Here is a 19,326-nt window from a genome sequence, read left to right as displayed (position 1 = left end):
GGTGTCCCCCTCTGCATGAGGACACCACTCCTCATCAGGACCCTGAGGACACCCGAGATGTACAAGCTTTTCTTCCGTCTGGTTTTCAAACGGATGGACCCGGAGCAGGCCCACCACCTGGCGTTCCGCTGGATCCGACTCGCCGTCGGGATCCCCGTGCTGCGCACCTTCGTCGCGGCCGCGCTCGCGCCCCGCTACAAGGAACTGCGCACCGAGGCCTTCGGGCTGCGCATGCACGGGCCGTTCGGGCTGGCGGCCGGCTTCGACAAGAACGCGGTCGCCATCGACGGGATGTCGATGCTCGGCTTCGACCACGTCGAGATCGGCACGGTCACCGGGGAGGCGCAGCCGGGCAACCCGAAGAAGCGGCTCTTCCGGCTCGTGCAGGACCGGGCACTGATCAACCGCATGGGCTTCAACAACGAGGGCTCACTGGCCGTCGCGGCCCGTCTGGCCTCCCGTACGCCCGTCTTCAAGACCGTGGTGGGCGTCAACATCGGCAAGACCAAGGTCGTCCCGGAGGCGGAGGCCGTCGGTGACTACGTGAAGTCGACCGAGCGGCTCGCGCCGTACGCCGACTACCTGGTGGTCAACGTCTCCTCGCCGAACACCCCCGGCCTGCGCAACCTCCAGGCCACGGAGGCACTGCGCCCCCTGCTGAGCGCCGTCCGCGAGGCCGCCGACCGTACGGTGCCCGGCCGCCGGGTGCCGCTGCTCGTGAAGATCGCACCGGACCTCGCCGACGAGGACGTCGACGCGGTCGCCGACCTGGCCGTCGAGCTGGGTCTGGACGGGATCATCGCCACCAACACCACCATCGCTCGCGAGGGGCTCGGTTTGAAATCCGAATCCTCTCTGGTCAAGGAGACCGGCGGTCTCTCCGGCGCACCCCTGAAGGCGCGCTCCCTGGAGGTGCTGCGGCGCCTGTACGCGCGCGTGGGCGACCGGATCACCCTCGTGGGCGTCGGCGGAATCGAGAACGCCGAGGACGCCTGGCAGCGCATCCTGGCCGGCGCGACGCTGGTGCAGGGCTACAGCGCCTTCGTCTACGAGGGTCCCTTCTGGGGCCGCGCGATCCACAAGGGGCTCGCCGCACGCCTGCGCACCAGCCCCTACGCCACCCTCGCCGACGCCGTCGGCGCCGACGTCAGGAAGGCAAGGGAAGCCGCATGACCGCTCTGGAGCCCTTCGGCGCACGCCTGCGCCGCGCCATGGACGAGCGCGGCCCCCTGTGCGTCGGCATCGACCCGCACGCGTCCCTGCTCGCCGAGTGGGGCCTGAACGACGACGTGGCCGGCCTGGAGCGGTTCAGCCGTACGGTCGTCGAGGCGATGGCCGGCCGGGTCGCCGTGCTCAAGCCCCAGAGCGCGTTCTTCGAGCGCTTCGGCTCGCGCGGCGTCGCCGTACTGGAGAAGTCGGTCCAGGAGGCGCGGGCGGCCGGTGCGCTGGTCGTGATGGACGCCAAGCGCGGCGACATCGGCTCGACCATGGCCGCGTACGCCGAGTCCTTCCTCCACAAGGACTCCCCGCTGTTCTCGGACGCGCTGACGGTCTCGCCGTATCTCGGCTACGGCTCGCTCTCGCCGGCCGTCGCGCTGGCCCGCGAGAGCGGCACCGGCCTGTTCGTGCTCGCGCTCACCTCGAACCCGGAGGGCGGCGAGGTCCAGCACGCGATCCGCGCGGACGGCCGGAACGTCGGCGCGACGATGCTGGGCCACCTGGCCGTCGAGAACGCGGGGGAGGAGCCCTTGGGGTCCTTCGGGGCGGTCGTCGGCGCCACGCTCGGCGACCTGTCCTCGTACGACCTCGACATCAACGGTCCGCTCCTCGCGCCCGGCATCGGGGCCCAGGGGGCCACGCCGGCCGATCTTCCCCGGGTCTTCGGCGCGGCGGTGCGCAACGTCGTCCCGAACGTCAGCCGGGGCGTGCTGCGGCACGGCCCCGACGTCGTCGCGCTGCGTGACGCCGCGTCACGCTTCGCCGATGAGGTCCGGGCCGCTGTGTCGGTCGACTGATCGCCGTCGGAGGCCTTCGCGCCGTTCCATGAGTCCTCCGATGAGTGGCTCGGGGTCGACTTGAGTCTGAATACATCCTCAAATCCGGGGCATTATGTCCTAAATGTCCGGCCTGACGGAGGCTGACCAGGACTTTTCCGCTGTTCTCGCTGACTCTGGCGGACTTGGCCGCTAGTCTCCGACGAGAGTGAACGGGCAAAGCGTGTTGCTCGTAGCTCCCCAGGTGTGGGGCGACTAGGTTCCTCACCGGTCCGTATCCGACAGTTCAACATCCGAGGTGACGTAGGCGTGGCTCTTCCGCCCCTTACCCCTGAACAGCGCGCAGCCGCGCTCGAAAAGGCCGCCGCGGCTCGCCGGGAGCGGGCCGAGGTCAAGAATCGACTCAAGCACTCCGGCGCCTCCCTTCACGAGGTCATCAAGCAGGGCCAGGAGAACGACGTCATCGGCAAGATGAAGGTCTCCGCCCTGCTCGAGTCCCTGCCGGGCGTGGGCAAGGTCCGCGCCAAGCAGATCATGGAGCGACTCGGTATCTCCGAGAGCCGCCGCGTGCGTGGCCTCGGCTCCAACCAGATCGCTTCCCTGGAGCGTGAGTTCGGCAGCACCGGCTCCTGAGTCCGGGCACTTCGGACCTGGAGTCCCGGGCACTCCGGGATTGCTGGAATAATCGCTGCATGAGTGAACGTCCGCGGCTGACCGTGCTCTCCGGCCCCTCCGGGGTCGGCAAGAGCACGGTCGTCGCCCATATGCGCAAGGAACACCCCGAGGTCTGGCTCTCGGTGTCGGCGACGACCCGCAAGCCCCGCCCCGGCGAGCAGCACGGAGTCCACTACTTCTTCGTCACCGACGACGAGATGGACAAGCTGATCGCCAACGGCGAGCTGCTGGAGTGGGCCGAGTTCGCCGGCAACCGCTACGGCACGCCGCGTGCGGCCGTGCTGGAGCGGCTGGAGGCGGGCGAGCCCGTGCTCCTGGAGATCGACCTCCAGGGCGCGCGCCAGGTCCGTGAGTCCATGGCCGAGGCCCAGCTGGTGTTCCTGGCTCCTCCCTCCTGGGAGGAGCTCGTGCGCAGACTCACCGGACGTGGCACCGAGCCGCCCGAGGTGATCGAGCGCCGCCTGGAGGCGGCGAAGATCGAGCTGGCGGCCGAGCCGGAGTTCGACGTGACCTTGGTCAACACCTCCGTCGAGGACGTGGCGCGCGAGCTGCTAGCCTTGATGGACGTTGTGTGATCGTGCCTTTGTGATCGTCCCCGATCGTTCCGGCTCGATCATTCGCACTGAATCTTTCCCATCCATCGGAAGGTAGAGCGTGTCCTCTTCCATCTCCGCGCCCGAGGGCATCATCAACCCGCCGATCGACGAGCTCCTCGAGGCCACCGACTCGAAGTACAGCCTCGTGATCTACGCGGCCAAGCGGGCCCGCCAGATCAACGCGTACTACTCGCAGCTCGGTGAGGGTCTCCTTGAGTACGTCGGTCCGCTCGTCGACACCCACGTCCACGAGAAGCCGCTCTCGATCGCCCTGCGCGAGATCAACGCGGGTCTGCTGACGTCCGAGGCCGTTGAAGGCCCGGCGCAGTAAGTACGATTTACAGCTTGCAGCTGACTTTTCCACAGGCCCGGCAGCGCGACTGCCGGGCCTGTGGTGTGTGATGGAGTCACACGGTTCCGATGGCGGGGAGAGACGGTGGACAAGCCGAAGGTCGTTCTGGGCGTCAGCGGCGGCATTGCCGCGTACAAGGCCTGTGAGCTGCTGCGCAGGCTCACGGAGTCCGGTCATGACGTCCGCGTGGTACCCACCGCCTCCGCGCTGCACTTCGTCGGCGCCGCGACATGGTCGGCCCTGTCCGGCAACCCCGTCTCGACGGAGGTCTGGGACGACGTTCACGAGGTCCCCCACGTCCGCATCGGTCAGCACGCCGATCTGGTGGTCGTCGCCCCGGCCACGGCGGACACGCTCGCCAAGGCGGCGCACGGCCTCGCCGACGACCTCCTGACCAACACCCTGCTCACCGCCCGCTGCCCGGTGGTCTTCGCGCCCGCCATGCATACGGAGATGTGGGAGCACCCGGCCACCCAGGAGAACGTGGCGACGCTGCGTCGGCGCGGCGCCGTCGTCATCGAGCCCGCCGTCGGCCGCCTCACCGGTGTCGACACCGGCAAGGGCCGGCTACCCGAGCCCGCGGAGATCTTCGAGGTCTGCCGCCGCGTACTGGCCCGGGGTGTCGCCGAGCCGGACCTCAAGGGCAGGCACGTCGTCGTCAGCGCCGGCGGCACGCGCGAGCCCCTGGACCCGGTCCGCTTCCTCGGCAACCGCTCCTCCGGCAAGCAGGGCTACGCCCTCGCTCGCACCGCCGCCGCACGGGGCGCCCGGGTCACACTGGTCGCGGCGAACACCGGGCTGCCCGACCCGGCGGGCGTGGACGTCGTGCGGATCGGCACGGCCGTCCAGCTGCGGGACGCGGTGCTGAAGGCGGCCCAGGACGCCGACGCGGTGGTGATGGCGGCGGCGGTCGCCGACTTCCGCCCGGCGACGTACGCCGCCGGAAAGATCAAGAAGCAGGACGGCCAGGACCCCGACCCCATCGTCCTGGTGCGCAATCCGGACATCCTCGCGGAGATCTCGGCCGACCGCGCCCGCCCCGGCCAGGTGATCGTCGGCTTCGCCGCCGAGACCGACGACGTCCTGGCCAACGGCCGTAAGAAGCTGGAACGCAAGGGGTGCGACCTCCTCGTGGTGAACGAGGTGGGGGAGAGCAAGACCTTCGGCTCCGAGGAGAACGAGGCGGTCGTCCTGGGCGCCGACGGCAGCGAGACACCCGTACCGCACGGACCCAAGGAGGCCCTGGCCGAGACGGTGTGGGACCTCGTGGCGCGAAGACTGCGCTGACATGTTCGCGGTGCTCTGGGCTTCTCCCCAGTCTTGCCCGATTCGGGCGTGGCGCCCCTGGCCAAGGGCGCTTGGCATTGGGCAGAATGCCCGTGCCGCAGGTCACAGCGCTCCCGAGAGGCGAGACAGGGGGTCCGCGGCCGAGCACGACAGATAAACTGTCCTCGGACGACGCCGGGCGCAGCCCCCGTCCCGTCCGCCAATGATCAGCCAGCAGCCGCTGCAACCACAGGGAGCGTTGTGTCCCGTCGCCTGTTCACCTCGGAGTCCGTGACCGAGGGTCACCCCGACAAGATCGCTGACCAGATCAGTGACACCATTCTCGACGCGCTTCTGCGCGAGGACCCGACCTCTCGGGTCGCCGTCGAGACCCTCATCACGACCGGCCTGGTGCACGTGGCCGGAGAGGTCACCACCAAGACGTACGCGGACATCGCGACGCTGGTCCGCAACAAGATCCTCGAGATCGGCTACGACTCCTCGAAGAAGGGCTTCGACGGCGCCTCCTGTGGTGTCTCGGTCTCCATCGGTGCGCAGTCCCCGGACATCGCGCAGGGCGTGGACACGGCGTACGAGTCCCGGGTCGAGGGCGACGACGACGAGCTGGACCGCCAGGGCGCCGGCGACCAGGGCCTGATGTTCGGTTACGCGACCGACGAGACGCCCACCCTGATGCCGCTGCCGATCTTCCTGGCGCACCGCCTGTCCAAGCGCCTCTCCGAGGTGCGCAAGAACGGCACGATCCCCTACCTGCGCCCCGACGGCAAGACGCAGGTCACCATCGAGTACGACGGCGACAAGGCGGTCCGCCTGGACACGGTGGTCGTCTCCTCGCAGCACGCGAGCGACATCGACCTCGAGTCCCTCCTCGCCCCCGACATCCGGGAGTTCGTGGTCGAGCCGGAGCTGAAGGCGCTGCTGGACGACGGCATCAAGCTCGACACCGAGAACTACCGCCTCCTGGTCAACCCCACCGGCCGCTTCGAGATCGGCGGTCCGATGGGTGACGCGGGTCTGACCGGCCGGAAGATCATCATCGACACGTACGGCGGCATGGCCCGCCACGGCGGCGGCGCGTTCTCCGGCAAGGACCCGTCCAAGGTGGACCGTTCGGCGGCGTACGCGATGCGCTGGGTCGCCAAGAACGTGGTGGCCGCGGGTCTGGCCTCCCGCTGCGAAGTGCAGGTGGCGTACGCGATCGGCAAGGCCGAGCCGGTCGGCCTGTTCGTGGAGACCTTCGGCACGGCCAAGGTCGACGTCGAGAAGATCGAGAAGGCCATCGACGAGGTCTTCGACCTGCGTCCGGCGGCCATCATCCGCGACCTGGACCTGCTCCGCCCGATCTACTCCCAGACCGCCGCCTACGGCCACTTCGGCCGTGAGCTGCCGGACTTCACCTGGGAGCGGACGGACCGGGTGGAGGCGCTGCGGAAGGCGACGGGGCTGTAGGCCGTACGGCGCCCGAGTTTTCGCCGAGTCCCGGTGTCCCCAGGGGATGCCGGGACTCGGCGTGTTCAGGGCCCGGGAAATGCGTTCGCGGGTCGTACGAGGGCTTCGTACGCTGGTGATCTCCCGGTGCGATGGCCTCGGTTACTTCAGTGGAGTGCGCCTTGGGCGTGCGGTGAATCTGGGAATGTGTGCCGATGCCGAAGGGATCTCGGGAGCGGTGACGTCGTCCGGTGCGATGGGTGCGGGTACTTCCGGGATGTGTTCCCTCGCAGGTTCGAATCCTGCTGCCGGTTCTTGATCGGTATGGCCGAGTGGTCCAAGGCAAAAGCGCCGTGTGGCGTTCGTGGTCCGTGCTCGGGGTGATCTCGGGCGGACGGCGCTGTCAGTGGTGTTTGGTAAGAATGCAAGGGTGAGCAGCGAGAACGAGCAGGTGGGTGGCGGGGCCGAGGGGGCGTCGCCCGAGCAGCTCGCGCTCATTCGGGAGAGCGTGCGGAAGGCGAAGGCGCCGCGGGCCAAGCCCAGGACCTGGCGGGGGGCCGAGCTCGCCAAGGAGTTGCCCGTCGCGCGGGTGCTGGTCGACAAGGGCGTGCTGCATCTCGACCGGTACTTCGACTACGCCGTGCCGGAGGAGCTGGACGCGGACGCCCAGCCCGGGGTGCGGGTCCGGGTGCGGTTCGGGGCCGGGCGGCATCGGGTGCGGGAGGGGCGGCGTGAGGGCGGGGGGCTCATCGACGGGTTCCTGGTCGAGCGGGTTGCCGAGTCCGACTACTCCGGGCCGCTTGCGGCTCTCGCCCAGGTCGTCTCGCCCGAGCGGGTGTTGAGCGAGGAACTGCTGGGGCTCGCGCGAGCCGTGGCCGATCGGTATGCCGGTGGGCTCGCCGATGTGCTGCAGCTGGCCGTGCCGCCGCGCAGTGCGCGGGCCGAGCAGCGGCCTTCGCCGGAGCCCCCGCCGAAGCCGGGTGTGCCCGAGGTGGGGTCTTGGCGGAGGTACGGGCGGGGGGCCGCGTTTCTGGCGGCACTGGCCTCCGGGGACGCGCCGCGCGCCGTGTGGAACGCGCTGCCCGGGCCCGAGTGGAGCGAGGAGCTGGCTCGGGCCGTCGTCGCCACGCTGGCCTCCGGACGTGGTGCCCTCGTCGTCCTGCCGGACGGCAGGGCCGTCGCAAGGGTCGACGCTGCCCTGACCTCGCTGATGGGGGAGGGGCGGCACGCGGTGCTGACCGCCGATGCCGGGCCGGAGAAGCGATATCGGGAGTGGCTCGCCGTGCGGAGAGGGTCCGTGCGGGCGGTCGTAGGGACCCGGGCCGCCATGTTCGCTCCGGTACAGGAGCTCGGGCTGGTCGCCCTCTGGGACGACGGCGACGACAGCCACAGTGAGCAGCACGCGCCTCAGCCGCATGCCCGTGAGGTGCTGCTCCTGCGAGCCGCGCAGGACAAGTGCGGGTTTCTGCTGGGGAGTTGGGGCTGCACCGTCGAGGCCGCCCAGCTGGTCGAGAGCGGTTGGGCCCGGCCGCTGGTCGCCGCGCGGGAGCAGGTGCGCGCCACGGCTCCCCTCGTACGGACCGTGGGGGACGCCGATCTGGCCCGGGACGAGGCCGCGCGGGCCGCTCGGCTGCCCACTCTTGCCTGGCAGGTGGTCCGGGAGGCACTGCGGCAGGGCCCGGTCCTCGTCCAGGTGCCCAGGCGGGGGTATGTGCCGCGGATGGCCTGTGCGAACTGCCGGGCGCCCGCTCGGTGTCGGCACTGCGCCGGGCCCCTGGAGGCGCACGGCTCCGGGGTGGACCTGCGCTGTGGGTGGTGTGGGCGCGAGGAGGGCGCCTGGCACTGTCCGGAGTGCGGTGGGTTCCGGTTGCGGGCGCAGGTGGTCGGGGCACGGCGGACCGCCGAGGAGTTGGGGCGGGCCTTTCCCGCCGTTCCGGTGCGCACCTCCGGGCGTGAGCATGTGCTGGACACCGTGCCGGGGACGCCCTCGTTGGTCGTGAGCACGCCGGGCGCCGAGCCCGTCGCCGAGGGCGGGTATGCGGCGGCCCTCTTGCTGGACGGCTGGGCCATGCTCGGGCGGCCCGATCTGCGGGCGGGGGAGGACGCGTTGCGGCGGTGGATCGGGGCTGCCTCGCTGGTACGGCCGCAGAGTGCCGGAGGGACGGTGGTCGTCGTCGCCGAGCCCACGCTGCGGCCCGTGCAGGCACTGGTGCGGTGGGATCCCGTCGGGCATGCGGTGCGGGAGCTTGCCGAGCGGGCCGAGCTGGGGTTCCCCCCGGTGTCCCGGATGGCTTCCGTGGCCGGGCCGGGGGAGGCGGTCGCCGAGTTTCTGCGTACGGTCGAACTGCCGCCGGAGGCCGAGGTACTGGGGCCGGTGCCGCTGCCCGTCACGGCGGCGGGCCGGCCGCGGCGCACGGGGGCGCCGCCACCCGGGGAGCACTGGGACCGGGCGTTGATCCGGGTGCCGCCCGGGAGGGGCGCTGCGCTGGCGGCCGCGCTGAAGGCCGCGCAGGCGGCTCGGATGGCGCGTGGGGGCGGGGAGGGCGTCGCCGTGCGGGTTCGGATTGACCCGCCTGATATCGGGTGAGCCTCGTCGTGCGTCGGGGCGCGTCCGGCGGCCGGCATGTCTCGGCCCTCCCGGGTGCGCTCCAGGAGGGCCGAGGGACGGGGGGCGGGGGCGTCAGCCGTTGCGAGGGCCGGGGAAGGCCGTGGGCCGGGCCTCGTCGCGGAGCCCGGGGCTGCCCGCCGTCGGCTGGGTCGGCATGGAGCGGGCCGCGGGGACCGTCGGCACGGTGGGGATGGCGGTGGTGACGTTGACCGTGCGGGTTCCCGACGGCTCGGGCGACCGCTCGGCCTCGGCTGCCGCCTGGGCGGCGGCGCGGCGCGCGCCGTAACGGCGGTGGACCGCCTGCTTGGTGACGCCGAGGGCGGAACCCACCGCGTCCCAGGAGAAGCCGAGTGAGCGGTCGAAGTCCACGGCTGCCGTGACCAGGGTCTCGACACTGTCCCGCAGCTCCTGGGCGAGACGGACCGTCGGGGCGGGGGCGCGTCCGTAGACGACGAAGCCCGTGGAGGGGCCGGAGCGGCGCGGGCGGTAGACGTTGCCCAGTTGGGCGGTGAGCGTGCGCAGTGCGTCCACCTGCCGGCGGACCCGCTCGATGTCCCGCACCAGCAAGTGCAGGCTGGCCCGAGCCTGGGCGTCGTGGGTTGCGTGGTCGGCCATGAACAAGCCTCTCGAACCGGCGTTGAAAAGGAGTGGGCCGCGCATACGGTGCATGCGGCCCGTTGTGGTCAACTCTTTCTTGACCAACGCGGGATCGCTCCGCGGGTCACGCAAAGGGGGCGTGTGGGCATATGCCTACGCCCCTGCGCGGGGGGTGTGCGCCTCGGCCTTCGGACCCGGATGCTTGTCCGCCCGCGCACCACCCGCTTCCGGTGGGGTCCGGTGGGGCAAGAGGCTGGGCTCTCCCTGCGGGGGTTGCTCGTCGTCGGCGGCTTTTTCTTCGTGGGGGAGGAGGGGGCGCACTGCCGCCCCGAGTGCTGCCGTCCGTCGCATTCGTGACGCGCCCCGCCCCACGCACTGCATACAGACCGCGCAACCCTGTACCGCCGCCCCATAAACTTGTGCGTTGCCCGCAACAACCCCCGCCCGAGAGGCCCGTACCCACCCATGAAGCTTGTCTTCGCCGGTACCCCCGAGGTCGCCGTACCCGCTCTGGACGCTCTGATCGCCTCCGGGCGGCACGAGGTGGCCGCCGTCGTCACGCGGCCCGACGCGCCGGCCGGGCGGGGACGCAGGCTGGTGGCGAGTCCGGTGGCCGAGCGGGCCGAGGAGGCCGGGATCGAGGTGCTCAAGCCCGCGAAGCCGCGCGACCCGGAGTTCCTGGAGCGGCTCAGGGAGATCGCGCCCGACTGCTGCCCCGTCGTCGCCTACGGCGCCCTGCTGCCGCGCGTCGCCCTCGACATTCCGGCCCACGGCTGGGTCAACCTGCACTTCTCGCTGCTGCCCGCCTGGCGCGGGGCCGCGCCCGTGCAGCACGCCATCATGGCGGGAGACGAGATCACGGGAGCCTCCACCTTCCTCATCGAGGAAGGGCTCGACTCCGGACCCGTCTACGGCACGGTCACCGAGGAGATCCGGCCCACCGACACCAGCGGTGACCTGCTGACCCGGCTCGCCTTCGCCGGCGCCGGGCTGCTCGCCGCGACCATGGACGGGATCGAGGACGGCACGCTTAAGGCCGTACCGCAGCCGTCCGAAGGGATCACCCTCGCCCCGAAGGTCAACGTCGAGGACGCCCACGTCGACTGGAGCGCTCCCGCCCTGCGCGTCGACCGTGTCGTGCGCGGCTGCACCCCCGCACCCGGCGCCTGGACCACCTTCCGCGGTGAGCGCCTCAAGCTCATCCAGGTGCAGACGGTTCCCGGGCGGGACGATCTCGCCCCCGGCGCGCTCTCCGTGGGGAAGAACAACGTGTACGTCGGGACCGGTTCGTACGCCGTCGAGCTGCTGTGGGTGCAGGCGCAGGGCAAGAAGCCGATGCGCGCCGCGGACTGGGCGCGGGGTGTGCGGATCGGGGACGGGGAGAGCCTCGGGGCGTGACCGGGCCGTACGCGGGGCGGGTGGTGCGACGTAGGCTGGTCGTACATCTCATCCAGCAATCCGGAGCACCTTTTTCGTGAGCGACACCTCCCGTCGGCCCCGTAAACCCGGCAAGCCGTACCGACGGCCCAAGAAGGACCCCGTCCGCATCCTCGCCTTCGAGGCGCTGGGTGCCGTGGACGAGCGGGACGCCTATGCCAACCTCGTTCTGCCGCCGCTGTTGCGCAAGGCGCGGGAGAAGGGTGACTTCGACGGGCGGGACGCGGCGCTCGCCACCGAGCTGGTGTACGGGACGCTGCGGTGGCAGGGGACGTACGACGCCGTGATCGCCGCGTGTGTCGACCGGCCGCTGCGGGAGGTCGATCCGCCTGTGCTCGATGTGCTGAGCCTTGGTGCGCATCAGCTGCTCGGTACGCGGATTCCGACGCACGCCGCCGTGTCCGCGTCCGTCGAGCTCGCGCGGGTGGTGCTCGGGGACGGGCGGGCCAAGTTCGTCAACGCCGTGCTGCGGAAGGTCGCGCAGGACGATCTCGACGGGTGGATCCAGCGGGTCGCGCCGCCCTACGACGAGGATCCCGAGGACCATCTCGCCGTCGTGCACTCGCATCCGCGGTGGGTCGTCTCGGCGCTGTGGGACTCGCTCGGCGGCGGGCGGGCCGGGATCGAGCGGTTGCTGGAGGCCGACAACGAGCGGCCCGAGGTGACGCTGGTCGCGCGGCCGGGGCGGGCCACGACCGAGGAACTGCTCGGCGAGGAGGCCGCGGTGCCGGGGCGCTGGTCGCCGTATGCCGTGCGGCTGGCCGAAGGCGGGGAGCCGGGGGCCATCGAGGCCGTACGGGAGGGGCGTGCCGGTGTGCAGGACGAGGGGAGTCAGCTGGTCGCGCTCGCCCTTGCCAACGCTCCCCTCGACGGGCCCGACGCGAAGTGGCTCGACGGGTGTGCCGGGCCTGGCGGCAAGGCGGCGCTGCTCGGAGCGTTGGCCGCCGAGCGGGGGGCCGTGTTGCTCGCCTCCGAGAAGCAGCCGCATCGGGCGGGGCTGGTGGCGAAGGCCCTGCACGGCAATCCCGGGCCGTATCAGGTCATCGCCGCGGACGGGACGCGGCCGCCGTGGCGGGCCGGTTCCTTCGACCGGGTGCTGATGGATGTGCCCTGCACCGGGCTCGGGGCGCTGCGGCGGCGGCCTGAGGCGCGGTGGCGGCGGCGTCCGGAGGATCTGGAGGGGTTTGGGCCGTTGCAGCGGGCGTTGTTGCTCACCGCGCTGGACTCCGTGCGGGTGGGTGGGGTTGTCGGTTACGCCACCTGTTCGCCGCATCTCGCTGAGACGCGGGCCGTTGTGGATGACGTGCTGAAGCAGCGGGGCGGAGCTGAGCTGATCGATGCGCGGCCGTTGCTGCCGGGGGTGCCGGAGCTGGGGGAGGGGCCTGATGTTCAGCTGTGGCCGCATCTGCATGGGACGGACGCGATGTATCTCGCGTTGATTCGGCGGGTGGGCTGAGTCGGGTCTGCCGGGTGGTCTCGGTGCGGGGCCGGTTGGTTTCGCCCCCGCCGCCCCTACCCGTCCCGTCCTCCAGGGGCTGCCGCCCCTTCGACCCCGCGTTCCTGGGGGCCTGCGGCCCCCAGACCCCCGCCATCGGCCCTGAACGGGCCTCGTCCTCAAACGCCGGACGGGCTGAAGTACACCGGCCGGCGTTGGGAAGTGGCCGCCGCTGAGTCTGGGGAAGCGGCCGCCGCTGCGTGCGCCGTCCAAGGCGAGGCGGCATGCCCGTCACCCGCCCGGCCGGTCGGCCGTCCCCTCCGCCTCCCTGGCCTGCCGCGCCTCCCCGGCCTCCCGCGCCTCCCAAGCCTCCCGCGCCTCCCCAGCCTCCCCCGCCTCTCGGGCCTCCCAAGCCTCCCGGGCCTCTCTGGCCACCGACGCCCCGCCGTCCCCCCGCGCCAGCCGATGTGGCCACCACACCTTCGGACCCACGTCCAGGAACAGCGACGTCACCAGGATCGAGCGCACGATGAAGGTGTCCAGGAGTACGCCCAGGGCGACCGCGAAGCCGATCTCGGCCAAGGCGACCATGGGGAGGGTGCCGAGGGCGGCGAAGGTGCCGGCCAGGACCAGGCCGGCGGAGGTGATGACCGCGCCCGTCGCCGCGAGGCCCGTGACCACGCCGGGGCGGGTGCCCTGGTGGGTGGCCTCCTCGCGGATGCGGGTCGTGAGGAAGATGTTGTAGTCGATGCCGAGGGCCACCAGGAAGACGAAGACGAACAACGGGAAGTCCGTCGACTCGCCCGCGTAGTCGAAGAGGTGGCGGAACGCCAGCGCGCTGATGCCCAGCGCTGCCGTGAAGGACAGGATCACCGTCGCGATGAGGAGCAGCGGGGCGATCAGGGCGCGCAGCAGGACGCAGAGGATCAGCAGCACCACGACCAGGACCAGCGGGATGATCAGGACGTTGTCATGGGTGGTCGCCCTGTCCAAGTCCAGCAGGGCCGCCGTACCGCCGCCCACCTGCGCGTCGGCGTCCGGGACCGCGTGCACGGCGTCGCGGACCCGCTCCACTGTCTGCTTGGCCGCCTCGCTGTCCGACGGGTCGCTCAGCGTGGCCTCGAAGAGCACCTTGCCGTCGTACGACGGTTTCGTGCCCGGGGGCAGGCCCAGCGACTCGGGGACGACGCCCCGGGTCTCCGCCACCGCTCGGCCCACCCGCTCCGCCTGCGCCTGGTTGCTGACGATGACCAGCGGGTCACCGCTGCCGGCCGGGAAGTAGCGGGCGGAGACCTCCTGGCCGGTGATCGAGTCCGGCTTGTCGGTGAACGCGTCGGCGTTGCTCAGCCCTTCGGCGCGCAGTTGGATCAGGCCCAGGGAGCAGACCGCCAGGGCGATGGCCGTGGCGGCCCAGATCATGCGCGGGCGGTGGGCGATACGGCGGCCCATGCGGGCCCAGATGCCCCGCTGGTCCGGGTTCTCCGTGCCCAGGTGCGGGATCACCGGCCAGAAGATCCAGCGGCCGAAGACGACGAGGAGGGCGGGGAACAGGGTCAGCATCGCCAGGAGGCCGACCGCCACGCCGATCGCCGCGACCGGGCCGAGGCCGCTCGTCGAGTTCATCTCCGCCGCCAGCAGCACCAGCATGCTCAGGACGACGGTCGCGCCGGAGGCGATCACCGCCGGGCCCGCGCGGTGCAGGGCCAGCGCCATCGCCTCGTGGCGGTCCTCGTGACGGCGTAGTTCCTCCCGGTAGCGGGCGACGAGGAGGAGGGCGTAGTCCGTGCCCGCCCCGAAGACCAGGACCGTGAGGATGCCCGCGCTCTGGCCGTTGACCGTCAGGCCCGCGTGCTCCGCCAGGAGATAGATGAGGGCCTGCGCGGTGAACAGGGCGACGATCACGGCGAGCAGGGGGACCAGGAGCAGGGTCGGGCTGCGGTAGGTCAGCAGCAGCATGACGACGACCACCGCCATCGCCGAGAGCAGCAGCGTGGAGTCGATGCCCTCGAAGGCTTCCGCGAAGTCCGCGGACGTGCCGCCCGGGCCCGTGATGTGCACGGCGAGTCCGCCGCCGCCCGCGCCCACGACGTCCCGGATGGAGTCGACGGCCGGAGCTACGCGCTCCCAGCCCTGCTCGTCCATGGTGATCGGGACGTGGATCCGGGCCGCTCGCGGGTCGGTCTCCCGGTCGAAGGCAGGGTTCCGGGTCTCGGCGCCCCGGATGCCGTGGTCGGTCAGCTGCTTGAGCCGGGCCACGTCCTCGGTGATCGCCGCCCGGTCCTCGGCCGTCAGGCCGCTGTCGCGGGCGTAGACGACGATCGCGGGGATCTGCTCCGGCCTGAAGTTCTCGGAGAGTTCGAGGACTTGGGTGGATTCCGCGGACCCCGGCAGCCAGGAGGCCGCGTCGTTGTCCTGGGCGTCGGTCAGCTTCTGGGCGAACGGCGCCGTCACGAACAGCACCGCCAGCCACAGGACGAGCACCACCCACTTGGCGCGCCGCCCGCACACCAGATGTGCGATGCCCCGCTGTGCCGGTCGCGTCCGCCGCTTCTGCTCCTGGATCTCCGTCATGGCCACCCCCGCAGCCGCACAACGATCCGGTCGGCCATCCGGTCGGCCGCCCAGCATGGCACGCACGAACCGGACACAACATCCGATGAACGTCTCAGGTCTGTACCGGCGCGAACATTCGTGCCCCGGCATGGCAGTCTTGGGTCATGGCCGTGCAGATCAACCCCAGCATCCTGTCCGCCGACTTCGCCCGCCTCGCGGACGAGGCCAAGGCGGTCGATGGAGCCGACTGGCTCCACGTCGACGTCATGGACAACCATTTCGTCCCGAACCTCACGCTCGGCGTGCCGGTCGTAGAGTCCCTGGCCCGAGCGACGGACACTCCGCTGGACTGCCATCTGATGATCGAGGCCCCCGATCGGTGGGCGCCCCAGTACGTCGAAGCGGGGGCCTCCTCCGTCACCTTCCATGTCGAGGCCGCCGCCGCGCCCGTACGGCTGGCCCGGGAGATCCGGGCCAAGGGCGCCCGTGCCTCCATGGCGCTTCGGCCCGCGACGCCCATCGAGCCGTACGAGGATCTGCTCCCCGAGCTCGACATGCTGCTGATCATGACGGTCGAGCCGGGCTTCGGTGGTCAGGCGTTTCTCGACATCATGCTTCCGAAGATCCGCCGCACCCGCGAGTTGATCAGCAAGCACGGCCTTGAGCTGTGGCTCCAGGTGGACGGCGGAGTCTCCGCCTCGACCATCGAGCAGTGCGCCGAGGCGGGCGCCGATGTCTTCGTCGCCGGGTCGGCGGTGTACGGGGCCGAGGACCCGGCCGAAGCGGTACGGGCACTGCGTGCTCAGGCCGAGGCGGTCACGAAGACCGCAGCCTGGGCATGCGACCACTGAGCCAAGGGAACGTGAACGGCCGCCATCAGGGCGGATCAAGAGCGCCGGATCTGCAAGGATGAACGGCGAATCCAGAGTGTGAACAGCAGTGAGGAGATCGCCGTGTCGGGTATGTCGGCGGGCCGGTCAGCCATGCGGATGGGACCCGCTGAGCTGGTGCAGGCGGCGGCCATGGCCCGCCGCTTCTACCTCGAGGGCAAATCCAAGATCCAGATCGCGGAGGAGTTCGGCGTCAGCCGCTTCAAGGTGGCCCGGGTCCTGGAGACCGCCCTCGAACGGGATCTGGTGCGCATCGAGATCCGCGTGCCGGCCGAACTGGACGCCGAGCGCTCGGACGCGCTGCGCGCCCGGTACGGCCTCAGGCATGCCGTGGTGGTCGAGTCCCCGGCCGAGGCCGAGGATTCGCCCGACCCCGAGAACCTGGGAGAAGTGGCCGCCGACCTGCTCGGCGAGCTGGTGAACGAGGGGGATGTGCTGGGCCTGGCCTGGGGCCGGTCCACCATCCACATGGCGGCCGCCCTCGACCGGCTGCCGCCGTGCACCGTGGTCCAGCTGACGGGCGTGTACGACGCCGGGACCGCCGAACGCGGTTCGGTGGAGGCGGTACGGCGGGCCGCCCAGGTGTCGGGCGGCGACGCCCACCCCATCTACGCGCCGATGCTGCTGCCGGACGCGGCCACCGCGGCGGCGCTGCGCCACCAGACCGGGATCGCCCGGGCCTTCGAGTACTTCGACAAGGTCACGGTCGCCTGCGTCTCCATCGGTTCCTGGGAGCCCGGCATCTCGACCGTGCACGACATGCTCAGCGACGAGGAGCGCGCGCACTACGCCTCGCTCGGCGTGGCAGCCGAGATGTCCGCGCACCTCTTCGACGCCGAGGGCCGACGGGTCGGACGGGACCTGGGGGAGCGGTGCATCACCGTCAAGGCCGACCAGCTCCGCCGTATCCCGGAGGTCGTCGCGATCGCGGGCGGGGCGCGCAAGGCGTCCGCGATCGACGCGGTGCTGCGCTCGGGGCTCGTCACCAGCCTGGTGACGGACACCTCGGCGGCGGACGTGCTGATGACGGCGGGGCCGGCTCCCAAGCCCGCGCTCAACCGGGCGGACCCGGACGGACACTGACGCCGTGTCAGGAGGGGGCGGCCGTGGCGCCGTCCCCTCGTTCATCGACGATCACTACGACCTGGGCGGTGCCGAGATGACGGAACTCGTGGTAACGCTGGACCTCGACGGGGTCAAGGACAAGGCGGGCCTGATGGACCGCTGCGCCGAGACCCTGGAGCTGCCCGACTGGTTCGGCCGCAACTGGGACGCCCTCGCCGACAGCCTCGCCGACCCCTCCGTCTGGCCCGCCGAGGCCGCGGACGGGCTCCTGGTCGTCGTACGGAACTGGCAGCCGTACGCCAAGGCGCGGCCGGAGGAGTGGGAGATCGCCCAGGAGGTGTTCTCCGCGGCCGTGGACCGGGCGCCGTCGCTCACGGTGATGCTTGCTCTCGGAGGATCCTCCTAAGGCCCCTCTGACCTGCTCGTATGAAGCGACCGTGCAGTGCGTTCCGGTCAGCATGGGACAATGAAGTACGTGCTCTTCCCCCTGGCTGACCTGTCCGGGGGCCACCTCTGAACGACTGGGATGTGCAGCACGTGCGTTTCCTCAATGACATCCAGCCCGCGTACGACCTGACGTACGACGACGTCTTCATGGTCCCGAGCCGCAGCGCGGTCGGCTCGCGACAGGGCGTGGACCTCAGCTCCCCGGACGGCACGGGCACCACCATCCCGCTGGTCGTCGCCAACATGACCGCCATCGCGGGCCGTCGTATGGCCGAGACCGTGGCCCGGCGGGGTGGTCTGGTGGTCATTCCGCAGGACATCCCGATCGACGTCGTCACGGACGTCATCTCCTGGGTGAAGAGCCGCCACCTCGTGCTCGACACCCCGATCGTGCTGGCCCCGCACCAGACCGTCGCCGACGCGCTGGCCCTGCTGCCCAAGCGCGCGCACAACGCCGGTGTGGTCGTCGACGAGGACTTCAAGCCGATCGGCGTCGTCACCGACTCCGACCTGTCCGGCGTTGACCGCTTCACCCAGCTCGAAGTGGTCATGTCCCGGGACCTGCTGCTCCTCGACGCGGACCAGGACCCGCGCGAGGCCTTCAACACCCTCGACCACCACAACCGGCGCTACGCCCCGGCCGTCGACAAGGACGGCCGCCTCGCGGGCATCCTGACCCGCAAGGGCGCCCTGCGCGCCACGCTGTACACGCCGGCCACCGACGCGAACGGCAAGCTGCGCATAGCGGCCGCCGTCGGCATCAACGGCGACGTGGCGGGCAAGGCCAAGCAGCTGCTCGACGCGGGCGTGGACACGCTCGTCATCGACACGGCGCACGGCCACCAGGAGTCGATGATCGCCGCGATCAGGACCGTGCGGGCGCTCGACCCGCAGGTGCCGATCGTCGCCGGCAACATCGTCGCCGCGGAGGGTGTCCGGGACCTGGTCGAGGCCGGCGCCGACATCATCAAGGTCGGTGTCGGACCGGGCGCGATGTGCACCACCCGCATGATGACCGGCGTCGGCCGGCCGCAGTTCTCGGCCGTGCTGGAGTGCGCCGCCGAGGCGAAGAAGTACGGCAAGCACGTGTGGGCCGACGGCGGTGTCCGGCACCCGCGGGACGTCGCCATGGCGCTCGCGGCCGGTGCGTCCAACGTGATGATCGGGTCCTGGTTCTCGGGCACGTACGAGTCGCCGGGCGACCTCCAGCACGACGCTCAGGGGCGTGCGTACAAGGAGTCGTTCGGCATGGCCTCCGCGCGTGCCGTGCGCAACCGTACGTCCGAGGAGTCGGCCTACGACCGCGCCCGCAAGGCGCTGTTCGAGGAGGGCATCTCCACCTCCCGCATGTTCCTCGACCCGGCCCGCCCGGGTGTGGAGGACCTGATCGACTCGATCATCGCGGGCGTGCGGTCCTCCTGCACCTACGCGGGCGCCGGCTCCCTGGAGGAGTTCGCCGAGAAGGCGGTCGTCGGCATCCAGAGCGCGGCCGGTTACGCGGAGGGCAAGCCGCTGCACGCCAGCTGGAACTGACGCCCCAACGCCCTTTCGTACGGCCCCCGTTGACCCGCCCGCCGGGAACATCGGGGGCCGTTCGGCATGCCCGGACTCCACGGTCGGGTGATGGACATCACCGTCTGCCGGGCCGAGGACATCGACGTGCTCGAACGTCATCCCGAGCGCGGCTCTGGCGCCGGGCCCCGCTCCCGTGCACCTTCCTCGTCAAGGCCCTCTGACCGCCCCCTGCGCAATGGTCGAAAGCCGCCGTGCAACGAACACCCACCCAGCCCCGAGGAACGCAATGATCTTTCGGGCATACGCAAGGTTGCTGCATTACAACGGCAACGCCGCTCCTCGTAGGCTGTCGCCTCGTACGTGGCGTGGCAGGGACCCCGCTCGGTGGGTCTCTGCTCGCGCGGAGTGCCGCCGGTCCCCGCCGCCCTGAAGAGGCAGCGACGAAGG

The 19,326-nt window shown here is 71.2% G+C and carries 16 protein-coding genes; 14 read left to right on the top strand and 2 right to left on the bottom strand.

All coding sequences use genetic code 11. The features are described from left to right. Positions 1-57: 57 nt before the first annotated feature. From AQI70_RS26385 to AQI70_RS26350, 8 genes are all read left to right on the top strand, one after another. Positions 58-1,173, top strand: coding sequence for a quinone-dependent dihydroorotate dehydrogenase (locus AQI70_RS26385; protein WP_062154331.1), 1,116 nt, complete (start codon positions 58-60; stop codon positions 1,171-1,173). Further along, the gene (pyrF, locus tag AQI70_RS26380; RefSeq protein ID WP_062154329.1) at positions 1,170-2,015 is read left to right on the top strand and encodes an orotidine-5'-phosphate decarboxylase; all 846 of its coding nucleotides are present in this window, start codon (positions 1,170-1,172) and stop codon (positions 2,013-2,015) included. Before AQI70_RS26385 ends, pyrF begins: the two co-directional genes overlap by 4 nt. A 288-nt stretch (positions 2,016-2,303) precedes the next feature. Further along, a complete protein-coding gene (locus AQI70_RS26375) occupies positions 2,304-2,627 on the top strand; it encodes an integration host factor (RefSeq protein ID WP_003977346.1) in 324 nt (107 codons plus the stop codon). Positions 2,628-2,686: 59 nt separating this feature from the next. After that, positions 2,687-3,244 carry a guanylate kinase gene (gene gmk / locus AQI70_RS26370; RefSeq protein ID WP_062154327.1) on the top strand — a complete coding sequence of 186 codons (558 nt, stop codon included), beginning with the start codon at positions 2,687-2,689 and terminating at the stop codon, positions 3,242-3,244. A gap of 79 nt (positions 3,245-3,323) precedes the next feature. Continuing rightward, entirely contained in the window at positions 3,324-3,596 is a 273-nt protein-coding gene (gene rpoZ, locus AQI70_RS26365; RefSeq protein ID WP_003988945.1) for a DNA-directed RNA polymerase subunit omega, read from the top strand. 105 nt (positions 3,597-3,701) lie between these two features. Then, positions 3,702-4,904, top strand: coding sequence for a bifunctional phosphopantothenoylcysteine decarboxylase/phosphopantothenate--cysteine ligase CoaBC (gene coaBC / locus AQI70_RS26360; protein WP_062154324.1), 1,203 nt, complete (start codon positions 3,702-3,704; stop codon positions 4,902-4,904). Between the two features lie 240 nt (positions 4,905-5,144). Beyond that, the gene (metK, locus tag AQI70_RS26355; protein ID WP_062154323.1) at positions 5,145-6,353 is read left to right on the top strand and encodes a methionine adenosyltransferase; all 1,209 of its coding nucleotides are present in this window, start codon (positions 5,145-5,147) and stop codon (positions 6,351-6,353) included. A gap of 409 nt (positions 6,354-6,762) precedes the next feature. After that, the gene (locus AQI70_RS26350; protein WP_062154321.1) at positions 6,763-8,919 is read left to right on the top strand and encodes a primosomal protein N'; all 2,157 of its coding nucleotides are present in this window, start codon (positions 6,763-6,765) and stop codon (positions 8,917-8,919) included. A 93-nt stretch (positions 8,920-9,012) separates the two neighbouring features. Here AQI70_RS26350 and AQI70_RS26345 read toward each other — a convergent pair whose 3' ends face one another. After that, entirely contained in the window at positions 9,013-9,555 is a 543-nt protein-coding gene (locus AQI70_RS26345) for a hypothetical protein (protein WP_062154319.1), read from the bottom strand. 447 nt (positions 9,556-10,002) lie between these two features. Here AQI70_RS26345 and fmt point away from each other — a divergent pair, with 447 nt between their 5' ends. Together fmt and AQI70_RS26335 are read left to right on the top strand one after the other, a co-directional pair. After that, positions 10,003-10,935 carry a methionyl-tRNA formyltransferase gene (fmt, locus tag AQI70_RS26340; protein ID WP_062154317.1) on the top strand — a complete coding sequence of 311 codons (933 nt, stop codon included), beginning with the start codon at positions 10,003-10,005 and terminating at the stop codon, positions 10,933-10,935. Between the two features lie 76 nt (positions 10,936-11,011). Next, positions 11,012-12,430, top strand: coding sequence for an RsmB/NOP family class I SAM-dependent RNA methyltransferase (locus AQI70_RS26335; RefSeq protein ID WP_062154315.1), 1,419 nt, complete (start codon positions 11,012-11,014; stop codon positions 12,428-12,430). Between the two features lie 270 nt (positions 12,431-12,700). Here the strand turns inward: AQI70_RS26335 and AQI70_RS26330 are convergent, their stop codons facing one another. Next, positions 12,701-14,980, bottom strand: a complete 2,280-nt coding sequence (locus tag AQI70_RS26330; protein WP_079051495.1) for an MMPL family transporter — start codon at positions 14,978-14,980, stop codon at positions 12,701-12,703. 146 nt (positions 14,981-15,126) lie between these two features. Between AQI70_RS26330 and rpe the strand changes: the two genes are divergently transcribed. From rpe to AQI70_RS26310, 4 genes are all read left to right on the top strand, one after another. After that, on the top strand, positions 15,127-15,813 hold the full coding sequence (gene rpe, locus AQI70_RS26325) for a ribulose-phosphate 3-epimerase (RefSeq protein ID WP_062154313.1): 687 nt from the start codon (positions 15,127-15,129) through the stop codon (positions 15,811-15,813). A 78-nt stretch (positions 15,814-15,891) separates the two neighbouring features. Continuing rightward, complete coding sequence (locus AQI70_RS26320) at positions 15,892-16,935, top strand: sugar-binding transcriptional regulator (RefSeq protein WP_062154311.1); 1,044 nt, start codon at positions 15,892-15,894, stop codon at positions 16,933-16,935. 76 nt (positions 16,936-17,011) lie between these two features. Beyond that, positions 17,012-17,323, top strand: a complete 312-nt coding sequence (locus AQI70_RS26315) for a barstar family protein (RefSeq protein WP_062154935.1) — start codon at positions 17,012-17,014, stop codon at positions 17,321-17,323. Positions 17,324-17,454: 131 nt separating this feature from the next. Continuing rightward, on the top strand, positions 17,455-18,897 hold the full coding sequence (locus AQI70_RS26310) for a GuaB1 family IMP dehydrogenase-related protein (RefSeq protein ID WP_062154932.1): 1,443 nt from the start codon (positions 17,455-17,457) through the stop codon (positions 18,895-18,897). Positions 18,898-19,326: the final 429 nt, after the last annotated feature.

It is taken from the genome of Streptomyces curacoi (assembly GCF_001513975.1).
In the GTDB taxonomy this organism is placed as follows: Bacteria; Actinomycetota; Actinomycetes; order Streptomycetales; family Streptomycetaceae; genus Streptomyces; species Streptomyces curacoi.
The sequence above is the reverse complement of the archived record's forward strand: the minus strand, read 5'-3'. Positions and strand labels throughout refer to the sequence as shown.